The organism is Allosphingosinicella sp., from assembly GCF_036387615.1.
GTDB lineage: Bacteria > Pseudomonadota > Alphaproteobacteria > Sphingomonadales > Sphingomonadaceae > Allosphingosinicella.
The window spans coordinates 102,452-119,099 of the sequence record NZ_DASVTH010000060.1 but is presented as its reverse complement, the minus strand read 5'-3'; the positions used below and the strand labels follow the sequence as shown (position 1 = coordinate 119,099).

The 16,648-nt window shown below is 66.0% G+C and carries 18 protein-coding genes; 16 read left to right on the top strand and 2 right to left on the bottom strand.

Annotated features, from left to right (window positions below; genetic code table 11):
• Positions 1–12: 12 nt before the first annotated feature.
• The 14 genes from ftsZ (at position 13) to VF631_RS12920 (ending at position 13,669) form a co-directional block, all read left to right on the top strand.
• The gene (gene ftsZ, locus VF631_RS12985) at positions 13–1,521 is read left to right on the top strand and encodes a cell division protein FtsZ (RefSeq protein ID WP_431850733.1); all 1,509 of its coding nucleotides are present in this window, start codon (positions 13–15) and stop codon (positions 1,519–1,521) included.
• 196 nt (positions 1,522–1,717) lie between these two features.
• On the top strand, positions 1,718–3,613 hold the full coding sequence (locus VF631_RS12980; protein ID WP_431850732.1) for an SPOR domain-containing protein: 1,896 nt from the start codon (positions 1,718–1,720) through the stop codon (positions 3,611–3,613).
• Positions 3,610–4,773, top strand: coding sequence for a deoxyguanosinetriphosphate triphosphohydrolase (locus VF631_RS12975; protein ID WP_431850731.1), 1,164 nt, complete (start codon positions 3,610–3,612; stop codon positions 4,771–4,773). Before VF631_RS12980 ends, VF631_RS12975 begins: the two co-directional genes overlap by 4 nt.
• A 1-nt stretch (position 4,774) precedes the next feature.
• Entirely contained in the window at positions 4,775–5,266 is a 492-nt protein-coding gene (locus VF631_RS12970) for an NAD(P)H-binding protein (RefSeq protein WP_431850730.1), read from the top strand.
• Between the two features lie 2 nt (positions 5,267–5,268).
• A complete protein-coding gene (locus VF631_RS12965; RefSeq protein WP_431850729.1) occupies positions 5,269–5,448 on the top strand; it encodes a hypothetical protein in 180 nt (59 codons plus the stop codon).
• A 47-nt stretch (positions 5,449–5,495) separates the two neighbouring features.
• Positions 5,496–7,226, top strand: coding sequence for an arginine--tRNA ligase (gene argS, locus VF631_RS12960; protein WP_431850728.1), 1,731 nt, complete (start codon positions 5,496–5,498; stop codon positions 7,224–7,226).
• Positions 7,226–7,984 (top strand): SPOR domain-containing protein, encoded by a 759-nt coding sequence (locus VF631_RS12955; RefSeq protein ID WP_431850727.1) that lies wholly within the window; start codon positions 7,226–7,228, stop codon positions 7,982–7,984. The genes argS and VF631_RS12955 overlap by 1 nt, the downstream gene beginning before the upstream one ends.
• A gap of 115 nt (positions 7,985–8,099) precedes the next feature.
• Positions 8,100–9,107, top strand: a complete 1,008-nt coding sequence (gene nagZ, locus VF631_RS12950; protein WP_431850726.1) for a beta-N-acetylhexosaminidase — start codon at positions 8,100–8,102, stop codon at positions 9,105–9,107.
• A gap of 47 nt (positions 9,108–9,154) precedes the next feature.
• On the top strand, positions 9,155–9,916 hold the full coding sequence (locus tag VF631_RS12945; protein ID WP_431850725.1) for a segregation and condensation protein A: 762 nt from the start codon (positions 9,155–9,157) through the stop codon (positions 9,914–9,916).
• Positions 9,913–10,491 (top strand): SMC-Scp complex subunit ScpB, encoded by a 579-nt coding sequence (scpB, locus tag VF631_RS12940; protein WP_431850724.1) that lies wholly within the window; start codon positions 9,913–9,915, stop codon positions 10,489–10,491. Before VF631_RS12945 ends, scpB begins: the two co-directional genes overlap by 4 nt.
• 56 nt (positions 10,492–10,547) lie before the next feature.
• On the top strand, positions 10,548–10,787 hold the full coding sequence (locus VF631_RS12935; RefSeq protein ID WP_431850723.1) for a twin-arginine translocase TatA/TatE family subunit: 240 nt from the start codon (positions 10,548–10,550) through the stop codon (positions 10,785–10,787).
• Between the two features lie 25 nt (positions 10,788–10,812).
• Positions 10,813–11,136 (top strand): Sec-independent protein translocase protein TatB, encoded by a 324-nt coding sequence (gene tatB, locus VF631_RS12930; RefSeq protein WP_431850722.1) that lies wholly within the window; start codon positions 10,813–10,815, stop codon positions 11,134–11,136.
• A complete protein-coding gene (gene tatC / locus VF631_RS12925; protein ID WP_431850721.1) occupies positions 11,133–11,906 on the top strand; it encodes a twin-arginine translocase subunit TatC in 774 nt (257 codons plus the stop codon). Before tatB ends, tatC begins: the two co-directional genes overlap by 4 nt.
• A gap of 68 nt (positions 11,907–11,974) precedes the next feature.
• On the top strand, positions 11,975–13,669 hold the full coding sequence (locus tag VF631_RS12920; protein WP_431850720.1) for a phospholipase D family protein: 1,695 nt from the start codon (positions 11,975–11,977) through the stop codon (positions 13,667–13,669).
• Positions 13,670–13,729: 60 nt separating this feature from the next.
• On the opposite strand, the gene VF631_RS12915 is transcribed toward VF631_RS12920, so the two are convergent.
• Positions 13,730–13,855, bottom strand: a complete 126-nt coding sequence (locus VF631_RS12915; protein ID WP_431850719.1) for a hypothetical protein — start codon at positions 13,853–13,855, stop codon at positions 13,730–13,732.
• Between the two features lie 467 nt (positions 13,856–14,322).
• Here VF631_RS12915 and VF631_RS12910 point away from each other — a divergent pair, with 467 nt between their 5' ends.
• Together VF631_RS12910 and VF631_RS12905 are read left to right on the top strand one after the other, a co-directional pair.
• Positions 14,323–14,511, top strand: a complete 189-nt coding sequence (locus VF631_RS12910) for a hypothetical protein (RefSeq protein ID WP_431850718.1) — start codon at positions 14,323–14,325, stop codon at positions 14,509–14,511.
• Positions 14,495–14,986: a pyridoxamine 5'-phosphate oxidase family protein gene (locus tag VF631_RS12905; RefSeq protein WP_431850717.1), complete on the top strand. Its 492-nt coding sequence runs from the start codon at positions 14,495–14,497 to the stop codon at positions 14,984–14,986. Before VF631_RS12910 ends, VF631_RS12905 begins: the two co-directional genes overlap by 17 nt.
• Before the next feature lie 25 nt (positions 14,987–15,011).
• Here the strand turns inward: VF631_RS12905 and VF631_RS12900 are convergent, their stop codons facing one another.
• Positions 15,012–16,589: a sensor histidine kinase gene (locus VF631_RS12900; protein ID WP_431850716.1), complete on the bottom strand. Its 1,578-nt coding sequence runs from the start codon at positions 16,587–16,589 to the stop codon at positions 15,012–15,014.
• Positions 16,590–16,648 lie beyond the last annotated feature (59 nt).

Here is a 16,648-nt window from a genome sequence, read left to right as displayed (position 1 = left end):
GGAGAGCGTAACATGAGCATCGATTTCATCCGGCCGGAAGTTGACGAACTTCGGCCCCGGATCAGTGTGATCGGCGTCGGCGGCGCGGGCGGCAACGCCATCGCCAACATGATCAGGAGCGATGTTCAGGGCGTCGATTTCATTGTCGCCAACACCGATGCTCAGGCGCTCAACGCCTCAGACGCCGATCGGCGCATTCAGCTCGGCCTCAAGATCACCCAAGGCCTCGGCGCCGGCTCCCGTCCGGAGATCGGCAAGGCCGCGGCCGAAGAGACGATCAGCGACATCGACAAGGCGCTGGAAGGCGCGCACATGTGCTTCATCGCGGCCGGAATGGGCGGCGGAACCGGCACCGGCGCCGCGCCTGTGATCGCCAAGGCGGCGCGCGATAAGGGCATCCTCACCGTCGGCGTGGTCACCAAGCCGTTCGCGTTCGAAGGCAATCGCCGCGCGCGTTCGGCCGACGCGGGCATCGACGAGCTTCAGCAGCATGTCGACACGCTGATCGTCATCCCGAACCAGAATCTGTTCCGCATCGCGAACCCGAACACGACCTTCAAGGAAGCGTTCCAGATGGCGGACGAGGTCCTTCAGCAGGGCGTGCGCGGCATCACCGACCTGATGGTCATGCCCGGCCTCATCAACCTCGATTTCGCCGACGTCCGCTCGGTGATGGGCGAGATGGGCAAGGCGATGATGGGCACGGGCGAGGCCGAGGGCGACAATCGCGCGATCGAGGCGGCTGAGCAGGCGATCGCCAATCCGCTGCTCGACGGCGTCAGCATGAAGGGTGCCAAGGGCGTCATCATCTCAATCACCGGCGGCGAGGACATGCGCCTGATGGAAGTCGACGAGGCCGCCAACCACATCAAGGAACTGGTCGACCCCGACGCCAACATCATCTGGGGTTCGGCTTTCAACAACAATCTGGAAGGCAAAATCCGGGTATCGGTGGTCGCGACCGGCATCGATGCCGATGCGGTCGCGCAGCCTGCCGCGCCGGCCAAAGTGTTCGCCTTCCCGGGCAACGGCCGCGGCGCCGCCGAGACGGCCAAGGCGCAGCCAGCCGCCGCTCCGGCGCCGATCAAGGTTCCCAGTGCGCCTCCGGTCCAAGCGGCTCCCGCGGTTCAGCCGGCAGGGAAGCTCGCGCCGGTGCTATCAGAGACCTCGACGCCCAACCTGAAGCCGGTGTCGGCAAAGGTTGTTGAGGGTCCCGCGCCCACAATCAGCTTCGACGACGAGGACGAAGGTGGTGACGAGCTGCTGCTCGACACTGGCGATATGGTCGGCACGGAGCAGGCTGTCGCGTCTTCCGGTGGAACCCGCAGCTGGATCGCGGCAGAGGAGGAGCAGGCTCCTCAAGCCGCGCCGAAGCGGGAAGGCGGCACGCTGTTTGAGCGTATGTCCAACATCGCTCGCGGCGCTGCCAAGGCCCAGGTGGACGAGGATCAGCCGGCGTCGAACGGCGGCCGGGATTCGCTCGATATCCCGCGCTTCCTCAATCGCCAGAACAACCAGTAAGCGGCCCAGCTGCTGACGATGCGGGCCCGGCGACCATCTCGCCGGGCCCGTTTTCTTTCCCGCTCCTGCCTTGCATCGCCCGGATGCATTAGGTTCCATTCCGCTAGCTCCGGCCCGCCGTCCTGCCGGACCCGTTCAGCGCAGAGTTCCGCCGCCGGTCATTGCCGATACAGCTCCGCGCAGGCAGCTATGCTCCATGAATCTCAAACAGCTTAAGCGGAATGTCCGGCTTGGCGCAGTCTTGTTGGTGAGCGCGATCGCGTTTGAAGCGGCGGGCGCTCAGGTCGGGCCCGGCGGCTTTGTCGAGGATTCGGGCGCCGCTCTCAACCGGCATCTCAAGGAGCTCGCGGATTCCCCCCGGAGCCTGTCCGCCCTGCTCGGCGCGGCCAAGTCCGCGCTTGATCTCGGCGATGCGCAAGCGGCGGTCACTTTCTATGCGCGGGCGGAGGAAATCGCGCCGCGCGACGGCCGCATAAAGGCGGGGATCGGGGCCGCTTTCCTGGCGATGGAACAGCCTGAGCCCGCGCTCAAGTTCCTCGAAGAAGCGCGCAGCCTGGGCCTTCCCGAAGGCGTGATTGCGGCCGACCGGGGCCTGGCGCATGACCTGCTGGGCGATCCCGTCGCCGCGCAGCGCGACTATGCGATCGCAATGCGGGTCAACGACAATGACGAGGTGCGCCGCCGGCTGGCTCTGTCCCGCGCGATATCGGGTAATCGCGGCGGAGCGCTGGCGGCGATCGAAGATCAGGTGCGCCGCAACAGTCCCGCAGGACGCCGAGTGCGGGCGTTCGTGCTGGCTTTGACAGGCGACACTTCCGGAGCCACCGATGCCGTTCGGGTCGCGATGCCGGCCCAGGCGGCGGCGATGCAGCCGTTCTTCGCGCGCCTGCCCCAGCTCCGTCCGGCAGAGCGCGCCATGGCCGTCCATTTCGGCCGCTTCCCAGGTGACGCGCCGCCGGGACAGATGCCGGCGCCACTGCCGAATTACGCCGCGCTGCCTCCGAACATCATACTGGGCGGGCGGCCCGATCCCAACCAGCCCGCGTTCGCGGGACGCCCTGTAACCTCACCGTCCGCAGCACAGCCATCAGGTGCAGGGCAGGTACCGAGCGGCACCGCCAGGTCCGGCTCGCCACAGCCCTCAGGCGGGGCGCAGGGGACCCGCCTGGCCGCCCGGGCGAACGCGCCCGTCCGGACTCCGACTGCCACCGGCGCCACGGCTCAGACGACCACCAGCTTCCCGCGCATCTCTTCACCGCAGATCGCGGTGAGCACGAGAAGCTCGGGTGCTGTGCAGGGTCCCCCCGATAGCGGGGACCGCCCGACCGCCATCGCGGCCGCGCCAGTACCGAGCAGCTCTGTTGGTCCGGCTTCGCAAGCGCCGGTTCCCGGGATCGCCGGGATCGGGCTTCCTCCTTCCACTTCGGCCTCTCCGCTCCGATCGGCCGATGCCGCGCCGTCCGCACAGGTGCAAACCGGGCTGCCCGGTTCGAACATGCAGTCTTCGCCGCAGCCGGCGCGTCCGGAGCGTCTGGCCGGGCTCGCGAGCGTAGCGGCGACGATCCGGGCGCTCGACGAGCCGTCGGCGCCGGCCGCGTCTCAAGGAGCGCGTACGGACCTTGCCGGGACCCCCTCGACGCCGGCCTCGTCGCCAGCGCAAACCACGACGGGGCCGTCAGCGCCGGCCCCGCAGCAGGTGATTGCGCCGCCTGCGTCTACGCCAGTCACCTCCGAGGCAGGTTCCACACTCCTGGCCAAGCGGACCGAGATGCCGTCGCCCGGAGCGAAGAGCTCGGCCCCTCCGAAACCTGCCCCGCCACGGCGTATCTGGGTTCAGCTCGGCGGCAAGCCAGACGAGGCGGCGCTGAGGGCGGAATTCCAGCGACTCAAGGGGCGGGCGCCGGAGCTGCTTGGCGACAAGGCCGCATGGGTGACGCCGTCCGGCGCGACCAGCAGCCGGCTTCTGGTAGGCCCGTTCAAGACGCAGCAAGATGCCGATCTGTTCGTGGGGTTGCTTGACGACCAAGGCCTGCGCGCCACCGCCTGGACCAGCGCGGAAGGGCAGGAGATCGTGAAGCTGGCCGCCAGGTGAGGCCGCTTGCCCCGTACGCGTCCGATCCGTCCCGTTCGCGTGGGCGCTTGTACAAGCTGGATGAGCAGGAGACCCGCGGGCCGCGCGACGCTTTCCAGCGCGATCGCGACCGGATCATCCACTCCGTCCCGTTCCGACGATTGCGACACAAGACGCAGGTGTTCGTCGCTCCGGACGGCGATCATTTCCGCGTCCGCCTGACCCACAGCCTCGAAGTCGCTCAGATCGGCCGCACCCTGGCGCGGGCGCTTGGGCTGAACGAGGACCTGACGGAGGCGCTGTGCCTCGCCCATGACATTGGCCACCCTCCCTTTGGTCACTCGGGCGAGGATGCGCTCCGGGATGCGATGGCGCCGGCCGGCGGGTTCGATCACAATGCTCACACGCTACGTGTGCTCACTCAGCTGGAGAGCCCGTATCCGCGGCATCACGGGCTCAATCTCAGCTGGGAGACGCTGGAAGGGCTTGCCAAGCATAACGGTCCAGTCGAGCGACCAGGCTGGGCGCTCGCCGAGGTCGATGCGGGATACCCGCTCGACCTTGCAAGCTGGCCGAGCCTGGAGGCGCAGATCGCAGCCATCTCCGATGATATCGCTTACGACAATCATGACATCGACGATGGCTTGCGAGCGGGTCTGTTCACGCTCGACGACCTGCTGGAGGTGCCGTTCGTCGCCCGTCACTGGGATGAAGTCCGCCGCCGATATCCGGACCTGGAGGAGCAGCGACTGCTTCCCGAGCTGATCCGCGACCAGATCGGCCGGATGGTTCGCCACGTGCTGCAGGAGACGGAGCGGCGGGCTGCAGAAGCCGGGGTGCGCATCGCAGACGACGTTCGCGCGGCTGGGAAACCGCTCGCCGGTTTCACGAGTGCCGTCGCGGAGGAGGAGCGGCAGCTTAGAGGCTTCCTCTATGCCAGGATGTATCGTTCGCCGCCGATCCTCGAGATCCAGGCCAAAGCGAAGACTGTCCTCGCCGGATTGTTCGCCGCCTACAAGGCGACGCCCGAGCTCCTGCCGGAACAATGGCGCGTGGAGGGGTACGACGAGCTTGGAGCAACCCGCCGCATCGGAGATTTCATTGCGGGGATGACAGATCGCTATGCGATCGGGCGGTATCGCGAATTGATCGGCCCCGTAGAGCTGCCGGAGGGCTTCTGAGATGCGCGTCGTTCTGATCGGGGGAACAGGTCTCGTCGGCTCCCTGTTCGCCGATCGCTTTCTGGAACGTGAGCGCGGCGAACTGCACGCAATTCTGCGCCGCCCGAGCGACCGGGAGCAGGCGGGCTGGCGCGAACATGTCGCGCCAGTGGCGGAGTGGCCGCGGATCGCCGGCGAGATCGAAGCGCAGGTCGCCATTTCGGCGCTTGGCACGACGATGCGGGCAGCGGGTTCTGAAGCCGCCTTTCGCGCTGTCGATCACGATGCAGTGCTCGCCTTTGCCAAGGGCGCGCAAGCCGCGGGCGCCCGGCAGATGCTGACAGTCTCGTCCGCCGGCGCCGATCGCCACTCCCGCAACTTCTACCTCGGGCTGAAAGGCGAGGTGGAATACGCATTGTCTCATTTCGGCTTCGCTAGGCTCGACGTGTTCCGTCCTGGCCTGCTTCGCGGCCCGCGCGGCGGGAGCGGCGCCTGGCCGAACGGCTCGGAATAGCGGTGAGCCCGCTGACCGACCTATTCATGAAAGGACGCCTGGATCGCTACGCTTCGATAGGTGCCAGCGTGGTAGCCGATGCGATGCTCGCGACGCTGGATGAAAGGGCGGCCGGGGTTCATGCACACGGAAACCGCGAGATCCTGCATCTCGCGCGCCGCTCGGGTCGCGCTTCAATTTGAAGCACCGTTCGTCTAAGCGGCCGGTTCCCTAAACAACAGGACCGGCCTTGACCCTCTACGCCCGTTTTGCCGCGCATCTCGGCGCGGCCCTTGACCAGCTCGAAGCGGAAGGGCAGCTTGCCCCCGGGATCGAGCGGGGCGCGGTCGCGGTCGAGCCGCCGCGCGACGCCTCACATGGCGACCTTGCCACCAACGCGGCGATGGTGCTCGCCAAGCGCGCCGGGACCAATCCGCGCGCGCTCGCCGGCCTTTTGGCGCCCAAGCTGGCCGCGCTGGACGAAGTCGAGAGTGCGGAGATGGCCGGCCCCGGCTTCATCAACATCCGGCTGACGCCTGGCGTGTGGCAGGAGGAACTGCGCACCATTCTCGCCGAGGGGGCCGAGTACGGCCGTTCCCAAGTGGGCGCCGGACAGCGGGTGAACGTCGAATATGTCTCGGCCAACCCGACCGGCCCGATGCATGTCGGGCATTGCCGCGGCGCGGTGGTCGGCGACGCGCTGGCCAGCCTGCTCGAACATGCGGGCTTTGAGGTCACGCGCGAATATTATGTCAACGACGCGGGCGCGCAGGTCGACGTCCTCGCCCGCTCGGCATGGCTGCGTTATCGAGAGGCGCTCGGCGAAGATGTCGGGGAAATTCCGGAAGGTCTCTACCCGGGCGACTATCTCGTGCCGGTCGGCCAGGCGTTCGCGGCCGAGTTCGGCAACGGCTACGCAGCCGCGCCCGAGGCCGAGTGGCTGCCGCTCTTCCGGCAGCGCACGGTCGAGAAGATGCTGGAGCTGATCCGCGACGACCTCGCCCTGCTCGGCATCCACCACGACCTGTTCGCGTCCGAAGCCGAGGTGCAGGCCTCGGGCGCCGCCGATCGCGTTCTTGACACGCTCCGCGCCAAGGAACTGGTCTATCAGGGCGTGCTGGAAGCTCCCAAGGGCGAAACGCCCGAAGATTGGGAACCGGTGGAGCTGACGCTTTTCCGCTCGACGCAGTTCGGCGACGACCAAGACCGACCGATGAAGAAGTCGGACGGAAGCTGGACCTATTTCGGCGCGGACGCCGCCTACCACCTCAGAAAGGCGGAGCAGGCAGACAGCCTCATCAATATCTGGGGCGCGGACCATGCCGGCACGGTCAAGCGCATCCAGGCCGCAGTCACCGCGCTCACCGACGGGCGCGTCGCCCTCGACGTCAAGCTCATCAACATGGTCCGGCTGTTCCGCGCCGGCGAACCGGTCAAGATGTCCAAGCGCTCCGGCAATTTCGCCACGTTGCGCGAAGTGGTCGAGGAAGTCGGCAAGGACGTGGTCCGCTTCATCATGCTGACCAGGCGCGCCGACGCGCCGCTCGACTTTGACTTCGCCAAGGCGGTCGAGGCGTCCAAGGACAATCCCGTCTTCTACGTCCAGTATGCCCATGCGCGCATCTCGTCCTTGCTGCGCAAGGCGGCGGACGAGCAGGTGGACCTGTCGCAGCCTGCCCACCTCGACCTGCTCGACCCAGAGGAGCTGGGGCTGGTCAAGATCGCCGCGCAGTTCCCCCGCACGATCGAGTCCGCCGCCGCCGCGCACGAGCCGCACCGGATCGCTTTCTACCTCAGCGACTTGGCTGCCGCGTTCCACGCTTTGTGGAATCGCGGTAACGACGACCCCTCGCGGCGTTTTCTATTGGCACAGAATCCCGGACTGACACGGGCCCGTCTGGAACTCGGGCTCGCAATAAGGCAAACAATTCGTAACGGCCTTGCTGTTATGGGGGTCGCCGCAGCGGAGGAGATGCACTGATGAGCGACATTCGGGCCGGAAAGGGGTCGACGATCGGCAGCGACGACGATCGCCTGCCGTGGCTGGAGGCCGTCGAGGAAGATGATGATCGCGACGGTCCCTCCGCGGCCAAGTTGATCGCCTTTGTCGTTGTCGGCCTCATCTGCATCGGCCTGATCGTCGGAGGCCTGTTCTGGATGGGCAGCCGCAGCGGCGGCGGCGAAGAGCAGGTGGAGGGTGGCGAACTGATCGCCGCGCCCGCCGAGGATTACAAGGTGAAGCCCGATGAGCCGGGCGGCATGCAGGTCGAAGGCAAGGGCGACACGACCTTCGCGGCCAGCGCCGGTCAGGACCCGAAGGGCACGATCGACATGGGCGCGGTTCCTGAGGAGCCGGTCACCTCCACGCCCAGGCCGCAGCCGCAGCCAGGCCAGGGCCAACCCAAAGCCGGTCGCGAGATCGAGGTTGCCGTTGCGAGCCCCGCGGCGCGCCCGGCTCCGGCGCGCCCGACTGGTCCCGCAGCGGCACCCGCTCCGGCAGCGACGGGCGGCGGGGGGCCCGGCATCCAGCTTGGAGCCTTCTCCAGCCTAGCTTCGGCGAACAGCGCCTGGAAAAACCTTTCGACCCGGTTCAAGTATCTGGAGCCGATGACCCACACGGTCGTACCGGTCCAGAGCGGCGGCAAGACGCTTTACCGCCTGCGCGCAAGCGGCGGCGATGGGAAGGGCGTCTGCGGACGCCTTCGCGTCGCCGGAGAATCCTGCGTCGAGGTGAACTGAGGCGACTGATCAACCCTTGTCGTCGCCCCGGGCTTGACCCGGGGTCCACCTTCTCCTTCAGCGAGCCAAGAGGTGGATGCCGGATCGCACCCGTCCGGCATGACGAGGATCAGAGATGCGGCCTGCGATTTTCGGTTTGTCGGGTGAACAGCTGACGACGGACGAACGCGATTTCTTCCGTGACGTCGATCCAGCCGGCTATATCCTGTTCGGCCGCAATTGCGCCGATCGGGCGCAAGTTCGCGCGCTCACCGACGACCTTCGAGAGCTGAGCGGCCGCGCCGATCTTCCGATCCTGATCGATCAGGAAGGCGGTCATGTCGCAAGATTGAAGCCGCCTGTCTGGCCCGAACTGCCCGGCGCGGCGATCTTCGGTCGCCTTTACAGGCGCGCCCCGATCAGCGCGATCGAGGCGATGCAAGATCACGGCCGTGCAATCGCAGCCCAGCTTCGAGAGGTGGGTGTCTCCGTAAACTGCGCGCCGTTGCTCGACCTCGCGCATCCCGGCGCGCACTCGATCATCGGCGAGCGGTCGCTCGGCGCTTGCCCGATGCAGGTTGCAGCACTCGGCCGAGCCATGCTGGAAGGCATGCGGGCCGGCGGCGTCGTCGGGATCGTCAAGCACATGCCAGGCCATGGCCGCGCGACGGCGGACAGCCATCTCGAGCTGCCGGTCGTGACCGCGTCGGAAGCCGAGATGGAAGACGATCTCGAGCCCTTTCGAAAGCTCGCCTGGGCTCCGATCGGAATGACCGCCCACATCGTCTGCACCGGATGGGATGCGCAAGCCTGCGCCACCCTGTCGCAGGATGTGATTGCGGAGGTGATCCGCGGCCGGATCGGCTTCGACGGCCTGCTCATTTCGGACGATATCGGCATGGGCGCGCTGAGCGGCGGGCTTGCGGAACGGGCGAGCGGTGCGATCGCGGCCGGGTGCGACCTGGTCCTGCATTGCTCCGGCGATCTGGCCGATATGCAATCCGCCGCGGAAGGGCTCGGCGAAATCAGTGAAGCAGCGAGCGCTCGCCTCGACCGCGCGCTGGACTGGGCGGCGGGCGCGAATGAAGGGCAGAGCTTTGACGAGCTCGCCAGCCGCCGCGACCGGCTACTCGCCTACGCATAAACAAGGGAGGGATTCACGTTTTGGCCGCGGTAGCTTAGTCTGCCCCAGTGGAAGCGGATCTGGCCTTTGACGACCCGCCGGCAATCGCAGGCGGCGACCGGCTGACGCTGGACCTGGACGGCTGGGAAGGGCCGCTCGATCTCCTGCTCACCCTCGCTCGTACCCAGAAGGTCGACCTCGCGAAGATCTCGATCCTCGCTCTGGTGGAACAGTATCTCGCCTTCATCGCCGATGCCAAGAAGCTCAAGCTCGAGATCGCGGCCGATTATCTCGTCATGGCGGCGTGGCTGGCATATCTCAAATCCTGCCTGCTCCTGCCGAAGCAGGCGGACATCGAACCTGGCCCGGAGGAGCTGGCGATGCGTCTTCAGCTTCGGCTTCAGCGGTTGGGGGCGATGCGGGAGGCGGGCGCCCGGCTGCTCGCCCGCGACCGGATCGGGCGCGATGTGTTCACACGCGGCGCGCCCGAGGGATTGCGCGTGGTCCGAAAGTCGGCCTGGAACGTCGAATTGTACGAGCTTCTTTCCGCCTACGGCGCGATCCGGGCACGCGCCGAGCCGGCGGTGCACGTGATCGGCCGCCGCCCGGTCATGACGCTGGAGGCCGCGCTGGCGTGGGTGGAGCGCCTGCTCGGCCTGAGTGTCGACTGGTCGGAGCTGCGCTCCTTCCTCCCTGCATCGCAGGATGATGGCTACCGCCGGTCCGCGCTCGCCTCCAGTTTCGTCGCGACGCTCGAACTGGCCCGCCAGGGCAAGCTCCAGCTCGACCAGGCCGACGCGTTCGCGCCCTTGTACATCCGCGCGGCATGAAGGAGCTATCCGACCAACTGCGCGCCATCGAAGCCACGCTGTTCGCCGCGGCCGAGCCGATCAGCGAGGCGGAGATCGCACTTCACGTCGGCGGCGGCGTGGATGTGCGGTCCACCTTGGCCGAACTGGCCGGGCACTATGCGGGGCGAGGCATCAACCTCGTCGAGCGGGGCGGGCGCTGGCACTTTCAGACCGCCCCTGACCTCCGCCACCTCCTCCGCCGCGAGCGGGAAGATGCGCGCAGGCTGTCGCGGGCGGCGGTCGAGACGCTCGCCATCATCGCCTATCACGAGCCGGTCAGCCGCGCCGAGATCGAGGCGATCCGCGGCGTCCAGATCAGCCGCGGGACACTCGACGTGCTGATGGAGGCGGGTTGGGTTCGGCCGGCCGGCCGCCGCGAAGTACCGGGCCGGCCGCTCACCTATGTGACGACGGCTGGCTTCCTCGCCCATTTCGGCCTCGCATCCCGCCGCGACCTGCCCGGCCTTGAAGATCTGAAGCTTGCCGGCCTGCTGGACCCGATCGAGGCTGCGCTGGAGCGGCTCGAACTGGAAAGTGACAGGCAAGAGCACTAGATGAACCTTAAGCTCCCGTCGGGTATTGAACGGGGACAGGTTTGTGGAGAAGCAGCATGGGTGGTCTCAGCCTCTGGCATTGGCTCGTCGTCGGGGTCGTCATCCTGCTCTTGTTCGGCAAGGGACGCTTTTCGGACATGATGGGCGATGTCGCCAAGGGGCTGAAGAGCTTCAAAAAGGGCATGACCGAGGAGGACGAGCATCCGGTCCCGCCGCGCCGGATCGAGGGGGATCGCACCGTCGAGCAGCCGGCAGCATCCCGCGTCGTCGATCCGGTCGAGCGCCGCGAGCCCTGATCGGCCGCTGAGGCCGACGCCTCGAATGTTCGGCATCGATTCAACCGAGCTGCTGGTGGTGGCGATCGTGGCCCTGGTCGTCATCGGCCCCAAGGACTTGCCGAATGTCTTGCGGACGGTCGGCAACTGGGTCGGGCGCGCCCGCGGCATGGCCCGGCACTTCCGGTCCGGCATCGACACGATGATCCGTGAATCCGAACTCGAGGAAATGGAGAAGAAGTGGCGCGCGGAGAATGAGCGTATCATCCGTGAATTCCCGTCCGACCACGACCCCGTCATGCTTGCAGCGCCCGCGCAGGAAAGCGACCCGGCCCCGGCCGCCAAGCCGGGCGAGCAGCCGCTGTCATGAGAGAGCTGGACGAGACCGCCGCTCCATTGATGGATCACCTGATCGAGCTGCGCCGCCGCCTGATGTGGTCGTTCGGAGCCCTGTTCGCTGCGTTTGGCCTATGCTTCTACTTCGCCGACAAGATCCTGAGCTTCCTCGCCCAGCCGCTGATCCGCGCCTTTCCGCCCGGTGAGGGCAAGCTGGTCTACACCAAGCTCTACGAAGCCTTCTTCGTCGAGGTCCGCGTCGCCTTCTTCGCGGCCTTCTTCCTGGCCTTCCCGGTCATTGCCAATCAAATCTGGGCGTTCGTCGCGCCCGGGCTTTATTCCAAGGAGAAGCGCGCCTTCCTCCCCTTCTTGGTCGCCACCCCGATCCTTTTCACGCTCGGCGGCGCGCTCGCTTACTACATCGTGATGCCCAAGGCGTTCGAGTTCTTCCTCGGCTATCAGGGCAATCTGGGCGGCATCCAGCAGGAGGCGCTTCCCGCGATCGGCGATTATCTCTCGCTGGTCATGCACTTCATCCTGGCGTTCGGGATATCTTTCCTGCTGCCGGTGCTGCTGATGCTGCTCGAGCGTGCGGGCGTCGTCACCCGGGACCAGCTCAAGCGCGGCCGGCGCTATGCGATCCTGGGCGCCTTTGTCATCTCGGCGGTTGCTACCCCGCCGGACGTGCTCTCGCAGTTCATGCTCGCGATTCCCCTCATTCTGCTGTACGAATTGTCGCTGATCGCCATCTGGTTCACCGAGCGGCGTCGCGCGCGTGCACCGGCCGGGAGTGAGCTTTTGTAGTGGCAGACGCCGATCCCCGCCGTCCCGGAGTCCATGAGACGGCGCTGTTTTTGGATCGCGGCAACGCCATGCTCGCAGATGCGGAGGCGCCCGAGTGGGCGAACCCGATGCCGGCGCGGGAAGGATGCCGTGTCGTTCCGCTGATCGAAGCGGCGGATATGTTTCCGGCGCTTGAAGAACGAGTGCTGGATGCGAAGCGCTCGGTCTGGCTGTCGTTTCGGATCTTCGATCCCGACACAACCACCCGATCGGAGCGGGCGCGGGAACTCGGGCTGGCAGACTGGTCGGCGCTTATTGCCCACACCGTCAGGCGGGGCGTGGAAGTACGCATCCTGCTTGCGGACTTCGAGCCGGTTCTGGCCGATCATCTGCACGCGGGTTCCTGGCACACATATCTTCGCATCCGGCAAGTCGTCGAGAAGCTGGCGGAAAGCGAGCGGGGTCGCCTCCAGCTGATCGTAATCCAGCATGAAGGCGAGATTGGCTGGTGCTGGCGGCAGCTGCTGCGCCCGCTGCTCCGCCGTCGCATCCGCAACGTGGTCGAGAAGCTGCTTCGGCGCGGCCACAATGATGATGGCGGCTTCGACACCAGGCCTGGCTTGTGGCGCCACCTTGCTTGGGAGGAGGATCGGGCAACCGGGTGGAAGGCTGCGCCGCCGCCGCGTCTTTGGCCTGCGACTTATCATCAGAAATTCGTCGTCATCGACGAACGTCAGGCGATCATCGGCGGTCTCGATCTGGACGAGCGGCGTTGGGACGATCGTCGCCACCGCCAACGCGCCAACGAGACCTGGCACGATATGTCCGCGCTGGTCGAAGGGCCGGCGGTGACCGACGCCGCCCAGCATTTCGCGCGGCTGTGGAATGCCGAATTGCCGCGCTATCGGGAGACCGTGGAGGAGTGGACAAACGGCGCCGCCCGCGCGCTGATGCTCGACCCGTTGGACGACATCGCGCCCGCGACGGAGCTTCAGCCTTGCGTCGGCCAGGCCAAGATCCAGCTTGCCCGAACGCAGTCGAAGCGGAACGACTCTCCGTTCGCCATCGGCCCGAACCACTTCGTGCGCGAACTCAAAGCCGCGCACCGAAACCTGATCAACTCCGCCCGCAAGCTGCTCTACATCGAGGCGCAATTCTTTCGCTCAAAAGACGCAGCCGACTGGATCGAAGCGGCGATGCGTCGCAATCCCGAACTGGAGGTGATCATCCTGATCGCCAATGTTCCGGAAGAGATCGCGTTTGAAGGCCAGACGAAGAACCTGGCCCACCGCCATGGTGAGCACCTGCAAGCTGAAGCGCTCGGGCGCCTCGTGCGCAAGGCGGGTCCGAACCGGATCGGCCTCTTCACCTTGGCCAAGCACGAGGCGGTCCGGCGCAGCGAAGAGAAGTTCGAAGAAACACGAGGCACCGCCTACGGCTCGGGCGTGATCCACATCCATTCCAAGCTGCTCATCGCCGACGATGAGGCTTGCCTGCTCTCCTCGGCCAACATCAACGGGCGCAGCTTCGAGTGGGACACGGAACTGGGCTTCATCTGGCAGGAGAGCGGGGACACGATCGCTCAGTTTCGCGAGCGGCTGTGGTGGCAATTGTTCGGCGGGGCTCTTCCCGAGCCGATGAGCCTCGAAGGCTGGCGCGATGTTGCCCGCTTCAACAGCGGCGTTGAGCCGCATGAGCGCAAGGGTTTCGTCGTCCCTTATCAACTCGGACGGGCGCGGCGCTTTGCGCGGCGTTATTCCTTCATTCCCGACGATCTGGTCTGAAAAGAAGAAAGGCGCCACCAAGCGGTGACGCCCTTCGGAAATCCAGGTGGATCGGTGTGATCAGGTCTTGTTGTCGACCGCGTTCGCGGCGGACTGCACATCCTCGCCGGCGCCGCGGACGGTGTTGCAGGCGGCAAGGGCGAGACTGCCCGAAAGCGCCACAATGGCAATGATCTTACGCACCATAATTCTTCTCCTCACGTCCAGCGCGCTCAGCGAGCGGCTTATAGAAGCACCCCGTAAATGCGTGCGGTCTCCAGTTGGTTCCGAACGCGTCATGAAGGTGAGTTGTTGGTGCGCAAGTTGATCGGTCGCGCGGCTGGCGGTCGACCATCCGCTTCGCCACGGCGCGACACTGCTATTGCGCGACCACAACACTCGCTGAACTGCCCGTCAGGAACAGGCCCCGAAAATGTTGGGCCCGAAAGCGACTACCGGGGGGGGAGGTGGTCGCTTTCGGGCCCATGTTCTGGATAGCGAGAGCGGGGGGGCAAAAGGTCGCTATCCGAGTAGCATAACGTGGAAGGCGGAATCAGGTTCCGGCGCGGCAGTGAATAATTTGGGGCAAGTGAAAGATTCTAAGGCGGGCCGTACGCCCGTTTGAAACTGTTCGCGGCGAACCCGGTTGGTAGGCTTCGAAGGAGTTTGATCAGATGTCAAAACCGCCTCCATCGACGCCGCATTCGGACATAGACGGCGTCCATGCCCATGAGCGGCGCCACACCGACGTCGCGGCCGAGCAGGGCGACAGCGCCGAAACTCTGAAGCGCGCCGCGGCCGACGACAAGGCCCGACCTCTTCATGTTGACGACAAGGAGAATCTTGATGACCGAACGCGATGACGTAGGCCAGGTCTGGGATGCGATCGACCAGCAGCGGATCGCCATGCTGACGGTCGAGGAGGACGGTCGCCTCGTAAGCCGGCCCATGGCGAGCCTCGCGCAACGCGAGGAAGGAAAGATCTACTTCGTGACCCGCACGGACGCCAAGGTGGGAGAGATTGGCGGATCGGCACCCGTTAATGTGGCTTTCAGCGACGAGCACAAGAACACCTACGTTTCTGTTTCGGGCATCGCGCGGACCAGCCAAGACCGGAAGAAGCTGCGCGAACTCTGGTCGATGTTCAGCGAGGCCTGGCTGCCGCAAGGTCCGGACGCGGAGGACGTCGCGTTGATCACCGTTGAACCGGGGGAGGCCAAGCTGTGGGATTCCACCAGCAGCAATCTCGTTTACGCGGCCAAGGTGCTGAAGGCGGTTGCGACGCAACGCCCGCCAAGCGGCGGCACGATCAAGCAGGTAGAGCTGCAGGAAGGCTGAGCGGCCCCGACTGAACTCTGGAGGCTCAGCCGTCGCCGCGGCCGACGATCGCAATTTCGAGCGAGTAGCGGCCCGTTTCCAGATCCTTGGTGAGGACGGAGCGGAGTTGGCGCGACAAGCCCGTGACGATTCGGTCAAACCGCTCGGCGAGCTTCGTGTCGCATTCTATTTTGCCCTGCAGCGCCTCAGACTCGATCGACAACAAGGACGCGTTCGGCCGTACCTGCTCCATCGCAACAGTGACTAAGCGAGCGCCGCAGAACATGGCGAACTCGACCAGCTCGGTGACCAGGAAGGCGACCGAGACGGCTACGTCCTGCGTCGCATAAACAGGCTCCACGGACATCCGGATCTGCATGCTGGCAGCTTCCGCAGGAGCGTTGGCGCGCAGATTGGCGCCCAGTTCGGACAGAAGCGGCTTCAGCGCGACACCGCGATTGTCTTCCAACTCGGCATAATGGTTGCGGTGGACGACCGCCAGCGCGTCGACCCGCCGCTGAATGGAGGCATAAGCGGCCGAAGCGTCGGGGCTCGTGGCCCCTCGAGCGTGCAGATTGAGCAGCGAAGCGACGACTTGCAGGTTGTTCTTCACCCGGTGATGTACTTCGCGGACCAGCCTAATCTGGCGCTCCAGGCCGGCTTCAAGTTCGGCTTCGTGGCGCGATACGGTCTGGGTTACGCGTGCAAAGGCCTGGCCCAGCTCGCCGATCTCGCGAGCCGGGGATGCGCTGGCCGGCAAAGCGAGGTCGCGATCGCCCGGCTGATAGGCCGCGACGGCACGCTGCATGCGCGCCAACGGCTTCAGCAACAGCCGGTCCACGATCAGCCAGCCGATCAGCGCTGCGGCGATCCACATCAAGATCGGCAGAATAATGACAAGAAATTCAACCGGGCTGAGCGCGGCGCGACCGGTGACCATGTTGAGGGTCAAGCGATCGCCCGCTACGGGTTGAGAAAAGGTCAGCTCGCCGCCGAGCGCGCCTTTGCGAACGCCGTCGCGAAGCTGCAAGCGGCGCCCGCCGCCGCTGAGGAAGATGCTGGCGGTCTCGCTCAGCTCCGGCGCTTCCACCAGCGCAGCCAGCTGTTCGCGGTCAACTTCGCCGACGCCCTGCACCGCCCCAGCTGCGTCGATAACGGCAAACCGCAAGGTGCGGCCGTCAGCGGCGATCTCGACACCGGACCGGTCTGCCGGAGGAGCGATGGCCTGATCCACCTGGTAACCAGCCGTTTTGCAGACTGGTAGCCCGCCCGAGAACAGAGCGTATCGACCCGGTAGCTGCTCAGAGGCGGCAATGTTCTGAAGCATAGCGCCGCAACGCGCGGCGTCCTGGACCGGAAGCGCGCCGGTCAGGCTAGCCCCCTTCAGCATCAGCATCCCGCGCCCGATCACGCCGTTTATGCGCTCGGCTTTGAGTTCCAGGCGCGCCCGAACCTCCTCGTAATCTTGCGTGTTGTTCTCGCGGGCGCTTTCGACCGACGCGAGAACCGCGATCAGGCCGAGCGGGAGGAGGCCGAGGCTGAGGAACAACAGCATCTTGGCGCCGGTGGACGCCGTTGTCATGGTGGACGCAATCCAGCCTTGTCGCTCTTGGCTCTCGTCCATCTTAAAACCGCTCAGACCAGTGTTTCACCGCCCGGAGTGCGGCGAGAGGAGCATGAACG